General features: G+C 58.3%; 9 protein-coding genes. 6 read left to right on the top strand and 3 right to left on the bottom strand.

Going from position 1 to position 13,019, the window contains the following annotated elements; translation table 11 throughout:
• The first annotated feature begins 1 nt into the window (after position 1).
• The 6 genes from ftsA to ACEWL3_RS04735 all read left to right on the top strand — a co-directional run bounded on the left by ftsA (position 2) and on the right by ACEWL3_RS04735 (position 8,864).
• Positions 2-1,336: a cell division protein FtsA gene (ftsA, locus tag ACEWL3_RS04710; protein WP_386179636.1), complete on the top strand. Its 1,335-nt coding sequence runs from the start codon at positions 2-4 to the stop codon at positions 1,334-1,336.
• Positions 1,337-1,510: 174 nt separating this feature from the next.
• Positions 1,511-3,151 carry a cell division protein FtsZ gene (ftsZ, locus tag ACEWL3_RS04715; RefSeq protein WP_386179639.1) on the top strand — a complete coding sequence of 547 codons (1,641 nt, stop codon included), beginning with the start codon at positions 1,511-1,513 and terminating at the stop codon, positions 3,149-3,151.
• Positions 3,152-3,342: 191 nt separating this feature from the next.
• Positions 3,343-4,284, top strand: coding sequence for a UDP-3-O-acyl-N-acetylglucosamine deacetylase (gene lpxC, locus ACEWL3_RS04720; RefSeq protein WP_386179643.1), 942 nt, complete (start codon positions 3,343-3,345; stop codon positions 4,282-4,284).
• 244 nt (positions 4,285-4,528) lie between these two features.
• Complete coding sequence (locus ACEWL3_RS04725) at positions 4,529-5,398, top strand: outer membrane protein assembly factor BamD (RefSeq protein WP_386179646.1); 870 nt, start codon at positions 4,529-4,531, stop codon at positions 5,396-5,398.
• A gap of 36 nt (positions 5,399-5,434) precedes the next feature.
• A complete protein-coding gene (gene recN, locus ACEWL3_RS04730) occupies positions 5,435-7,084 on the top strand; it encodes a DNA repair protein RecN (protein WP_386179649.1) in 1,650 nt (549 codons plus the stop codon).
• Positions 7,085-7,178: 94 nt separating this feature from the next.
• A complete protein-coding gene (locus ACEWL3_RS04735; protein ID WP_386179652.1) occupies positions 7,179-8,864 on the top strand; it encodes a chloride channel protein in 1,686 nt (561 codons plus the stop codon).
• Positions 8,865-8,875: 11 nt separating this feature from the next.
• On the opposite strand, the gene ACEWL3_RS04740 is transcribed toward ACEWL3_RS04735, so the two are convergent.
• From ACEWL3_RS04740 to cobT, 3 genes are read right to left on the bottom strand one after another with little or no spacing between them, the layout of a single operon-like run.
• A complete protein-coding gene (locus tag ACEWL3_RS04740) occupies positions 8,876-9,220 on the bottom strand; it encodes a DUF427 domain-containing protein (RefSeq protein ID WP_386179655.1) in 345 nt (114 codons plus the stop codon).
• A 35-nt stretch (positions 9,221-9,255) separates the two neighbouring features.
• Positions 9,256-11,046 (bottom strand): aminopeptidase P family protein, encoded by a 1,791-nt coding sequence (locus tag ACEWL3_RS04745; RefSeq protein WP_386179658.1) that lies wholly within the window; start codon positions 11,044-11,046, stop codon positions 9,256-9,258.
• A 48-nt stretch (positions 11,047-11,094) separates the two neighbouring features.
• Positions 11,095-12,972: a cobaltochelatase subunit CobT gene (gene cobT / locus ACEWL3_RS04750; RefSeq protein ID WP_386179661.1), complete on the bottom strand. Its 1,878-nt coding sequence runs from the start codon at positions 12,970-12,972 to the stop codon at positions 11,095-11,097.
• Between the last annotated feature and the right edge of the window lie 47 nt (positions 12,973-13,019).

Genomic DNA, 13,019 nt, shown 5'->3' on the forward strand with positions numbered 1-13,019 from the left:
TATGATGGACCTTTACGACAGTCAAAGATCAATGCGGAACATGCGCAAGCTTGCCATGCAGCGTGGTGTGGTCGCAATTCTGGACGTCGGCAGTTCGAAGATCGCCTGCCTTGTGCTGCGGTTTGACGGCCCAAGCCAGCTTGATACGGACGGTGAGATTGGATCGCTTGCCGGGCAATCCGGGTTCCGGGTCATTGGCGCGGCGACCACCCGGTCACGTGGCGTGCGCTTTGGCGAAATTTGCGCGATGGGCGAAACCGAACGCGCGATCCGCACCGCCTTGCAAGCCGCCCAAAAGATGGCTGGTATCCGCGTCGACCATGTGATCGCCTGTTTCTCAGGGGGTGAGCCGCGCAGTTACGGGTTGGATGCTCAAATCGATCTGGACGGACAGGTCGTATCAGAACAGGACGTGGCTCAGGTGATGGCCAGCTGCGATGTGCCCGAGTACGGTGAAGGGCGCGAGGTTCTGCACGCGCAACCGGTGAATTTTGCGCTTGATCACCGCTCAGGGCTGAGCGATCCGCGCGGCCAGTTGGGCAATGCATTGTCCGTGGACATGCATATGCTGACCGTCGATGCCGCCGCCGTGCAACATTTGGCGCATTGTATCAAACGCTGTGATCTGGAACTGGCGGGCATCGCGTCTTCGGCCTATGTTTCGGGCATTTCGTCACTGGTTGAGGACGAACAGGAACTTGGTGCTGCCTGCATCGATCTGGGGGGCGGATCGACCAGCGTCTCGATCTTTATCAAGAAACACATGATCTATGCTGACACCGTGCGTATGGGAGGCGATCACGTGACCAGTGACATTTCGATGGGTTTGCAGGTGCCGACCGCCAATGCCGAGCGGATCAAGACGTTTTATGGAGGCGTGCATGCCACCGGGATGGACGACCGCGAGATGATCGAGATCGGTGGCGACACTGGTGACTATGAACATGATCGCCGCACCGCCAGCCGCGCTGAACTGATTGGCATCATGCGCCCACGCGTTGAGGAAATTCTGGAAGAGGTGCGCGTGCGTCTGGACGCCGCAGGCTTTGACCATCTGCCCAGCCAACAGATTGTTCTGACCGGAGGCGGCAGCCAGATCCCCGGCCTTGATGGGTTGGCAAGCAAGATTTTGGGACAGCAGGTGCGGTTGGGCCGACCGTTGCGGGTGCATGGATTGCCGCAGGCCGCAACCGGCCCCGGCTTTGCATCGGCAGTGGGTCTGGCGCTCTTTGCGGCACACCCGCAGGATGAGTGGTGGGATTTTGACATCCCCGCAGACCGGTATCCGTCGCGGTCATTGAAACGCGCGGTTAAATGGTTCCGGGACAACTGGTGACCGCAAAATGCGGTGCCTTGATCGATATAAGGTCGAATGTGGCAAGAAATTGCCCATATTTAGCGTCAAAATGGCGTTTTTTAGGTGACGTTACGGTCCCATACCGTTAGGATTATGGGAATTTAGACGGTCAAACCCCGCGGGACGGGGGCAAACATAACAGGCGGACAACATATGACACTCAACCTATCGATGCCCGGACAGGAAGATCTGAAGCCCCGTATCACCGTGTTCGGTGTTGGTGGTGCCGGTGGTAACGCGGTCAATAATATGATCGAAAAACAACTGGATGGCGTAGATTTCGTCGTGGCAAACACCGACGCGCAGGCGTTGCAACAGGCCAAGGCAGAGAACCGTGTTCAGCTTGGGATCAAGGTTACCGAGGGTCTAGGTGCAGGTGCACGGGCAAGCGTGGGCGCCGCCGCCGCGGAAGAATCAATCGAACAAATCGTCGACCATCTGGCGGGGGCGCATATGTGCTTTATCACCGCTGGTATGGGCGGTGGCACCGGTACAGGTGCCGCGCCAATCATCGCGCAGGCCGCACGCGAGTTGGGTGTTCTGACCGTTGGTGTTGTGACCAAGCCGTTTCAGTTTGAGGGTGCCAAGCGCATGCGCCAGGCCGAGGATGGCGTCGAAGCGCTGCAAAAGGTTGTCGATACGCTGATCATCATTCCCAACCAGAACCTGTTCCGTCTGGCGAATGAAAAAACCACCTTCACCGAAGCGTTCTCCATGGCGGACGATGTTTTGTATCAAGGTGTTAAGGGTGTGACAGACCTGATGGTCCGTCCCGGCCTGATCAACCTCGACTTTGCCGATGTGCGTGCCGTGATGGACGAAATGGGCAAGGCGATGATGGGCACCGGCGAGGCCGAAGGCGAAGACCGCGCCATTCAGGCCGCCGAAAAGGCGATCGCGAACCCGCTGCTGGACGAAATCAGCTTGCGGGGTGCCAAGGGTGTGCTGATCAACATCACCGGTGGTCATGACCTGACCCTGTTTGAACTGGACGAGGCCGCCAACCGCATTCGCGAAGAAGTGGACCCAGAGGCAAACATCATCGTCGGTTCGACAATGGACGAGAATATGGGCGGCCTGATGCGTGTCAGTGTCGTTGCAACGGGCATCGACGCCACGGATGTGAACACAGAAATGCCCGTGCCGCGCCGGTCCATGAGCCAGCCTTTGAAGCAGCAGGCGGTTTCAGAAGAAGCGCCAATGGCCACCGCAGCGGCTGCAACCCCGGTCGCAGCTGAGATGTCGCAAGAAGAAGAACAGCAGCAGATGTTCGACGATATCGATGTACAGCGTGCTGCGGCAGAAGATCAGGCCGAAGACATCTTTGCGGATGACGCATCGGACGACAGCGACGACTTGCCTGCGCCCGCGTATCAGCCACAGGTCGCGGCATTTGAGCCCCGCTCAGAAGAGATGCTGGACGTAGAGCCGGAGACCTTTGTTGCCCCGCGTGCGCCAACACCCGGCACGCCGTCACCAGAGGCGATGGCGCGTTTACGTGCAGCAGCACAAAAAGCATCACCAGAGCAGCAGCGCCCGATTGCCGCGCAAGCTCAGCAGCGACCAGCCGCAGTGCCCCAGCATGGCAGTGAGAAACCGCGCTTTGGGATTAACTCTCTGATCAACCGGATGACCGGCCATGCAGAGGGCGAAACGCAAGCTCAGCGCCCTGTACGCCAGCAACCACCGGTCCAAACCCGCGCTTCAGCGGCAGCGCCACAGCCCCAGGATGCGGCTGATGCGGATCAGGAACGGATCGAAATTCCTGCGTTTTTGCGCCGCCAGGCGAACTAATTCAGTCACATATTCTTTGAAAAGGGTTGCCTGAGGGTGGCCCTTTTTCTTTTATTATCAATGCATTGAAAAATAGACGGCGTGTTTGCGCCCAATTGTAACGGGCATGTTTCAGTCGGTTGCAAAGGTTGAATTGTCTAAAAGGAACGCCCCGCTTAGTTCAGTGTTCAAGCCCGGACAGCGATCTGGGAATGATGAGGACGATTCTTGTGCAGAACACGATCAAATCAGCGATGAGCTTTACCGGCAAGGGGTTGCACTCTGGCCAGCAAGCAACTGTGACTGTTCGTCCTGCAAGTGCGCACCATGGCATTTGGTTTGCGCGCACGGATGTGGTTGTGGGCGACCGGATGATCCCGGCGCGCTGGGATGCCGTTAATCGGTCGCCTCTGTGTACCAAACTTGAAAATGCAAATGGTCTGTCTGTCTCTACTGTTGAACATCTGATGGCGGCACTGGCGGGGTGTGGTATTCACAATGCGCTGGTTGAAATTGACGGCCCCGAAGTGCCAATACTTGATGGATCCGCGATCCCGTTTGTACGCGGGTTCATGGAACGTGGGATCCGCCGCCTTGCTGCACCGGTGATGGCATTTGAAGTGCTGAAAACCGTGACAGTAACAGACGGTGACGCTTCTGCGACACTGGCACCCTCCCATACCCTGCGGATTGATTTTGAGATTGATTTTGTTGATGCCGCCATTGGGCATCAGAAAAAATCACTGGTGATGAACAACGGGTCCTTTGCCCGCGAACTGTGTGACAGCCGCACGTTCTGCCGCAAGGCGGACGTTGATGCGATGCAGGCGAACGGTCTGGCACTGGGCGGTGAATCTGGGGAAAATGCCGTCGTTTTTGAGGGCGATCATGTGATCAGCCCGGGTGGTCTGCGCCATGCAGACGAACCCGTGCGCCATAAAATGCTGGATGCGTTGGGTGATCTGGCCTTGGCCGGTGCGCCGCTTTTGGGCCATTACACCGGAAACCGTGCCGGTCATTCGCTGACCAACACCTTGTTGCGCAAGCTTTTTGCGACGCCCGGTGCCGTGCGCATGGTTGAATGCGACGCATCTATGGCGTCACGCCTGCCGGGCTATGGACTGGTCTGGGATGAGATCCCGCAAGTCGCCTGAGACTGCATTGATTTTGCAGATAAAATCCCCAATGCGATATCTGAAACAACGCTTGCCATTGATCGTACAGGGTTGCGCATGTATTCAATTGCAAGCGTGGTTTTTGGACATGCACTATCGCTTTTGTGTGACGCGGCGCAGCTAAGTGTGGAATGGGCGTTTTGCATCGCAAATTATTGTGTTAGCTAGGTGCAAAGAGGGGTCAAAAATTGGCCATGGATGTGACGATGCAAAGGATGCAGGCATGACAGGTGCAGGGTCGCGTATGCGAGTGATCGGTGCAGTGTGCATTGTGGCAGCGCTTGCAGCGTGCGGCAACCGTGATGCCGGTCGTTTTACGGGGAACTTCTTTAACCCTCAGGAAATTCCCCTTGAAACTTATTCGGCAGAACAGATCTTTGAGCGTGGCGAATTTGAACTGAACCGCAGCCGTCCTGAAGATGCGGCGTTCTATTTTGCAGAGATTGAGCGCCTGTATCCCTATTCGGAATGGGCCAAACGCGCGCTGATCATGCAGGCGTTTTCCTACCATCAAGACAAGGATTATCCCAACAGCCGGTCCTCGGCGCAGCGGTTTATCGACTTTTATCCCGATGATGATGACGCCGCATATGCACAATATCTCTTGGCGCTCAGCTATTATGACCAGATCGACGAAGTGGGCCGTGATCAGGGTCTGACATTTCAGGCGCTGCAGTCCTTGCGCCAAGTGATCGAAGGATACCCGGACAGCGAATATACAAAATCGGCAATTTTGAAATTTGATCTGGCCTTTGATCATCTGGCGGGCAAAGAGATGGAAATCGGGCGTTATTATCTGCGCCGCGATCACTATACATCGGCGATCAACCGGTTCCGGGTTGTTGTCGAGGAATTCCAGACCACGACCCACACCGCCGAGGCACTGCACCGTTTGGTTGAAGCCTATCTGGCGCTGGGTCTGAATGAAGAAGCCCAGACTGCCGGTGCTATTCTGGGCCACAACTATCAGTCGACCGAATGGTACGAAGACAGCTATAAATTGCTGACCGGTCAGGGGCTTGAACCGAAGTTTTACAAAAATAACTGGTTGAGTGCCGTTTACCGTCAGACGATCAAGGGCGAGTGGCTGTAGGGGCGGTGGGTTTCACCCATCCGTTGGGGCAACGACATGCTGCGCGGACTTGATATTTCGGACATGCTGATCATTGATCGCCTGGAACTTGCGTTTCAGCCGGGGCTTAATGTGTTGACTGGGGAAACCGGTGCGGGGAAATCCATCCTGTTGGATTCGCTGGGTTTTGTACTGGGCTGGCGCGGACGTGCCGATCTTGTGCGTCAGGGCGCAGATCAGGGTGAAGTAACGGCATGGTTCGACCTCGCGCCGGGTCATCCGGCCCATGCGGTGTTGAAAGAGGCCGGTTTGCCAGCGGGCAATGAGCTGATTTTACGGCGCATCAATTCAAGCGACGGACGCAAAACAGCCTGGGTCAACGACCGCCGCTGTTCTGGTGAGGTGCTGCGGGAATTGTCGGACACTTTGGTTGAGCTGCACGGGCAGCATGATGACCGGGGGCTGCTTAATCCGCGTGGGCATCGGGCAATTTTGGATGGGTTTGCCGGAAATGACGCGGCAAAGGCCAAGGTGCGCGCGGCGTGGCAAGCCCTGAGTGCCGCACGTAAGGCGGCCAAGGCAGCCGCCATTGAACGCGAGGCTATTCAGGCCGAAGAGGAGTTCCTGCGCCACGCGGTTGCGGAACTGGACAAATTGGAGCCTCAGGCAGGCGAAGAGGCCATTTTGGACAGCAAGCGGCGGCTGATGCAAAGCGCTGAAAAAATCCGCGCGGATGTCGTCAACGCTTATGAGATACTGGGGCAGGGTGGTGCCGAAACCAGCCTTGGTGATGCGCTGCGCTGGCTGGACGGTGTGGCCCACAAAGCCGAAGGCGCGTTAGAGGCACCGATGGCTGCGTTGAACCGTGCGATGTTGGAACTTGACGATGCGATGTCAGGGGTAGCCAATGCCATTGACGCGATGTCGTTCAACCCGATCGAGCTGGAAGAGGCGGAAGAGCGGTTGTTTGCGATCCGTGCTTTGGCGCGCAAGCATGACGTGGCCCCGGACGATTTGGCCGGATTTGCAGAGATCCTGCGCGGCAAGCTGGCGGCACTGGACGCAGGCGAGGCGCAGCAGGCGGCTCTCGAAAAGGCAGTGCGCGATGCACGCGATGCTTATGATGCGGCGGCGGATGCTCTGGGTCAGGCGCGGCGCACCGCCGCGACAAAGCTTGATAAAGCAGTATCGTCTGAACTGGCCCCGTTAAAAATGGAACGTGCTGTCTTTGCGACCCAAATCACACCCGAGGACGCCGGGCCAGAGGGCCGCGATGCGGTGTCCTTCACAGTGGCCACCAACCCTGGCGCGCCCGCGGGGCCATTGGGCAAAATCGCGTCGGGGGGGGAACTGAGCCGGTTTCTGCTGGCGCTCAAAGTCTGCCTGACCCAAGGCCAATCCGGCCTGACGTTGATTTTTGACGAGATTGACCGCGGTGTCGGCGGTGCCACCGCAGATGCGGTGGGTCGGCGGTTGGCGGCATTGGCCGAAGATGGACAGGTTTTGGTCGTGACCCATTCACCGCAGGTGGCCGCCCTTGGCGCGCATCATTGGCGGGTGGAAAAGGCCGTGAGCAAGGGCATGACGACATCGACTGTGACGCCGTTGTCACCAGCCGAGCGTGTTGACGAGGTCGCGCGCATGCTGGCGGGCGATGTCATCACCGATGCCGCACGCGGTGCCGCCGAGGTGCTATTGGCCGGGTGATGTCAGTGTTTTCGAATAAAACCGACCGTATTTTCGTTCTGATTTCCATCACGTACTTGACCTTGACGCCCGCGCACCGTGATCATGACATCTTATGAGTGAACCTGACCCTTCCTTTTTGTCGCAACAGCTTCAGCTGGCAAAGGCGTCGATCAAACGCGGGTATGAGGTGATCCGACTGCGCGGTCCGGGCAAGGTTACGTTTTGGTTCATCGCGCTGCTGATCGGCATCGCCGCAGGTTTTGCGGCGCTGTTTTTCCGCAAAGGGATCAACTGGTTGCAGGCCACTCTTTATGGCACAGAGGATGTGCAACAGTTGCACAGTTTCATCACTGGCCTGCAGTGGTACTGGGTGGTTCTGATCCCGACATTTGGGGGGCTTACTGTCGGGCTGATCTTGCATCATTTCACCCGGGATGCGCGCGCGCGTTCAGTGGGCGATGTCATTCTGGGGGCCGCCTTGCATGATGGCCGGGTGGAAACCCGCGCCGGGATCGCATCAGCCATCGCCTCTTGGATCACATTGAGCACAGGCGGTTCATCAGGCCGCGAAGGGCCGGTGGTGCACATGGCCGGGGTTATCTCCACCTGGGTCAGCCGCCGGATTAATGCGGACGGCATCACCGGGCGTGATCTATTGGGCTGTGCGGTGGCGGCCGGGGTCTCTGCCAGCTTTAACGCGCCTATTGCGGGGGCGCTGTTCGCGTTGGAGGTCGTGTTGCGCCATTTCGCGGTGCATGCTTTTGCGCCCATCGTCATCGCCTCGGTTGCGGGCACGGTTATCAACCGTCTCGAATTTGGCGGGGTCACTGAATTTGTGCTGCCGACCTATGGCGATTTGCAGTTCTATGTTGAATTGCCCGCGTTCTTGTTGTTAGGGCTGACGTGCGGATTGATCGCTGTGGCATTGATGCGCAGTATCTTCTGGGCGGAGGATTTTGGTAATTACGTGCAAAAGCGCACGGGCCTGCCGCGCTGGTTGCGCCCTGCCGTGGCGGGCGCGCTGCTTGGGATATTGGCCCTGTGGTTTCCGCATATCATTGGCGTTGGCTATGAGACAATGTCGTTGGCGCTGACCGGACAGTTGGGCCTTTATGAGGTGATCATATTTGCGATGCTCAAGGTTGCGGCTGTTTCCATCACGCTTGGGGGGCGCATGGGCGGCGGTGTGTTTTCACCCTCATTGATGATCGGGGCGCTGGCGGGGTTGGCCTTTGGCCTGATCGCGACGGGGATATTTCCAGATGTATCCGGGGCATCAACGCTTTATGCGCTGGCGGGCATGGGTGCAGTGGCGGCGGCGGTCCTTGGGGCACCTATTTCCACCACCCTGATCGTTTTTGAGCTTACCGGTGACTGGCAGACAGGTTTGGCGGTGATGGTCGCAGTCAGCATGTCGACCGCGCTTGCGTCGCGCATCGTTGACCGCAGTTTTTTCCTGACCCAGATGGAGCGGCGGGGCATCCACCTTGCGGCCGGACCACAGGCCTATCTGCTCGCGATGTTCACGGCGGCCCGCATCATGCGCCGCCCAGAGGACGAACGCGCCGCCGACGAAAATGAATGCTGGGACCTGATCGATGCGGGCACATACATTGACGGCACTGCGACGCTTGAGGCGGCGATGCCGATCTTTGAACAATCATCAGCGCGGTTCATTCCTGTGGTCACGCTTTCCGCAGATGCGCCGCCTGAATTGATGGGCGCGTTGTTCCATGTCGATGCTCTTAAGGCCTATAATCGCGCTTTGGCTGCGACGGCGGCAGAAGAACATTCTTGAGCGATGAGCGCTCAGATCTGTTCGACCGTGATCTCATCTATGGGGTAAAACGCAAGGTGATCTTTGATTGCCGCGACAGCGTCATTGGGATTTTCATAGGACCAGACTGCGTCGTTCAAGGTGCGGCTTTTGGTCACCACGGAATAGTAACTGGCATCGCCTTTATGCGGGCAGTGTGTCGTCTTGTCAGAAGAATCCAGAAACGCCATGGCAATATCGCCCCGTGGGAAATAAATGACGGGCGGATAATCCCCTTCGGTCAATTTGAGCGCGTTTGTGGTTTCACCAAGAACGGCACCGCCTGCGCGGACGCTCCATGTGCCTTCGGCTTTTGTGATCTTGATATGGTCGGCCATAGTGAACCCTTTCAAACGCGTGATTTTACAGATGCCTAGAGCGGCGCTGTTGCGGCATCCAACCACAGTTTCGCGTCTGGTGAAAGCCGCGGGCCAATTTTTTGCGCAACCTGTGCGTGGTAGTCATTCAGCCAGTTACGTGCGGCAACTTCGAGCATCTCTGCCACGATCAGACGCCGGTCTATCGGTGCAAAGCTGAGCGTCTGCCAATGCAACATCTTGCGATGTGCATCGCCGCCGGGCAGGGCGGGGGCGTCCCGCACCACTAGCAGGTTTTCGAGGCGGATGCCAAAGGCACCCTCGCGGTAATATCCCGGCTCGTTGGACAGGATCATGCCCGCCAAAAAGGGAACATGGCTGATCTTGCTTAACCTTTGCGGCCCTTCGTGCACGCTTAAGTAAGCACCGACACCGTGGCCCAGTCCATGGTCGAAATCCTGACCCGCAAGCCACAGCGGTACCCGGCCAATCATCTCGATGTCACGTCCAGCGAGGCCCTGGGGCCAGCGCAGTCGGCTCATCGCGATCATCCCTGCCAAAACACGGGTGAACGCGACGCGCGCGTCATCACTGGGAGTGCCGATCGGAACAGTGCGGGTGATGTCGGTGGTCCCGTCCAGATATTGACCGCCCGAATCCAGTACCAGCAAGTGACCATCCTCAAGGGTGCTATCGGTTTCCGTCGTCACCCGGTAATGCATGATTGCGCCGTTTGGGCCGGTACCGGCAATGGTTTCAAAACTGATGTCCTGCAAGGCATTGTCACGGCGGCGGAAGGTTTCAAGCTTGGTCACCACCTCGGTCTCGGTCAAACTTCCGGGGGCCTTTGTATCGAGCCATGCCAGCAGTTCACACAATGCGGCCCCATCACGCAGATGCGCTTCGGCTGACCCTGCAATCTCGGCCTCGTTTTTGCAGGCCTTTGGCAAGGCACATGGGTCATCCCCCCACACCGCCCGCTCCCCCAGGGCATCAGCGATGATCACCGGGACAGATTGCTTGTCCAACCGTACCGGGCCAATCAGGGTCCCCAGATGCGCCAGCAGGTGATCAGGCGCATGCACCGTTATCTGATCGCCCAGATGGTCACCAAGGGCGGCAACCTTTTGAGGTTCCATGAAAAGATCAACGGCACCGTCTGCATGCAGCACGCCAAACCCATGCGCCACCGGGTTGCGCGGAATGTCCGCGCCCCGGATATTCAGCAGCCAGTTGAGGCTGTCGGGCAGGGTGATCACCGCCGCAGTCTGTTTTGCGTCGCTCAGTGTCTTGCCCAGCCGCGCCCGCTTGTCATTGTGGCTTTCACCGGCAAATTCAAGGGCGTGTGCTTTGGCGTCTTGCATCGGGGGGCTGGGTTGGTCCGCCCAGATGCGGTCGACCAGATTGGCACAGCGGCGCATTTCAATGCCGCTGTCCGCCAGCGCCTCATCCAGTTGTTCCAACTGTCCTGCGGTATGCAGCCACGCGTCAAATCCCACCACGCCGCCATCTGGCAATTGTTCAATCAACCACTCAGCGAGGCTGACCTCTGGCCAGGGCACCGGGGTGAAATCGGATGCCACCTGGGCCTTAACCTGAGTGCGGTACCGCCCGTCGATGAATACCCCCGCGACATCCATCAGGGCGGCGCAGAATCCGGCAGATCCGGTGAAGCCTGTGATCCATGCCAGTCGTTCATCATGGGCCGCGACATATTCGCCTTGATGCGCGTCGGCGCGGGGGATCAGGAAACCGGCAAGCCCTTCAGCCGCCAATTCAGCGCGCAACGCCTTGAGGCGGGGTGGTCCTTGTTCCGGCCGTGCTGTGACCTCGAAACTCTGGAACATCGCGTCCTCCCTCAATTAATTAATTAATAAGTCTGCGGAATGAGTGCCTTAGCTGACGCGGCGCATCCCCATGACACGCGCGCGCGCGCGCGGATCGCTGTCAAACAATGCTGCAAGTTGTTCGGTCATGGCACCGGCCAATTGGTCCACATCGGTGATCGTGACCGCACGTTCATAATAGCGGGTTACGTCGTGCCCGATGCCAATCGCCAGCAATTCGACCGCCTTGCGTTTTTCGACCATCGCAATCACATCGCGCAGGTGCTTTTCGAGATAGTTCGCAGGGTTTACCGACAAGGTGCTGTCATCGACCGGCGCACCATCACTGATCACCATCAGGATTTTGCGGGACTCGTGCCGCGCCATCATGCGGCGGTGCGCCCATTCCAGCGCCTCACCGTCGATATTTTCCTTCAGCAGACCTTCTTTCATCATCAGCCCCAGATTGAGATGGGTGCGCCGCCAGGGCGCATCTGCGGATTTATAGATGATGTGACGCAAATCATTCAGGCGACCGGGCTGCACCGGGCGACCCGCGTTCAGCCATGCCTCGCGGGCCTGGCCCCCTTTCCAGGCGCGGGTGGTAAAGCCAAGGATCTCGACCTTTACATTGCACCGCTCCAGCGTTCGGGCCAGCACGTCCGCACAGATCGCCGCGATTGAAATGGGGCGGCCCCGCATCGACCCAGAGTTATCAAGCAGCAGTGTCACGCAGGTGTCGCGGAACTCGGTGTCTTTTTCGACCTTAAAGCTGAGCGGCGTTGTCGGGGTCGCCACAATCCGCGCCAGCCGGCCTGCATCAAGCGTGCCTTCCTCCAGATCAAATTCCCATGATCGGTTTTGTTGGGCTTGCAGGCGGCGCTGGAGTTTGTTGGCCAAACGACTTACCGCGCCTTTCAAAGGTTCCAACTGTTGATCCAGATAGGCCCGCAGGCGTTCCAGTTCAATCGGGTCGGCGAGATGTTCGGCACCGATCACCTCGTCTTCGCTGTCCATATAGACCAGATAATTGGGGTCGGCCTCTGACACGGGTTGCGGGGCAGGCGGCTCTAACGGGGCGTCGCCTTCGGGCATTTCCGCTTCGTCTCCAAGCTCCTGATCGGCCAAGTCGTCCATGCTGACCTGAGCTTGTGATGCATCATGGCTGTCTTCCTGCGACTGTTCGGGCGATCCTTCGGCTTCGTCATCGTCTTGGTCGTCCTGACCCGTGCTGTCCGGGTCTTGCTCTTCTTCGGCACCTTCTTCGGCTTCGTCTTCCTGATCTTCGTCCATCGTATCAGGGTCGTCACCCAATTGATCGCCATAGCCCAGATCACTGATCATCTGGCGGGCAAATTTGGCAAAGGCAGATTGGTCATCCAGGATTTCGGTCAGGTTTTCCAGTGTACCGCCTGCGCTGTCCTCAATGAACCCGCGCCATAATTCCATCGCGTTCTCAGCGCCGGCAGGCAGGGGGCGGCCGGTGGCCAGATGCCGCACCAGATACCCCGCAGCCGCGGCCAGCGGAATGTCACTGGCCTGTTTGGCCTGATCATAGCCCTTGCGCAACGCGTCATGCTTGATCTTAACGTCGATGTTGCCAGCAGTGCCCGGCATGTCCCGTGCGCCCACAGCCTCGCAGCGCGCCGTTTCCATCGCTTCATAAAGATCGCGTGCCATCTCGCCTTGCGGCTCGTAACGCGCATGGGTCTGTCCGTTGTGATAGCGGCGGTTCAACGCCAGCGCGTCTGCCGTACCACGGGCCAGCAACACTTCCTCGCGGGTCATGCGGCGGCTGACCTGCGGCAGGCGCATAATATCGCCCGACAGGCCCGATGGATCGACTGAATAGCTGACGTTCAGATCAGGGTCGTTGGCCATCACCTTGGAGGCCTCAGCCAGCGCCTTTTTGAATGCGTCTGCCGGGTTATCGGATGGTTTTCTCATTCAATCCTCCCCTCAGGTGCAGACGCAAGTCCTTGTGCAAGGTTCAG

The organism is Sulfitobacter sediminivivens (assembly GCF_042611115.2).
GTDB classification, from domain to species: domain Bacteria; phylum Pseudomonadota; class Alphaproteobacteria; order Rhodobacterales; family Rhodobacteraceae; genus Sulfitobacter; species Sulfitobacter sediminivivens.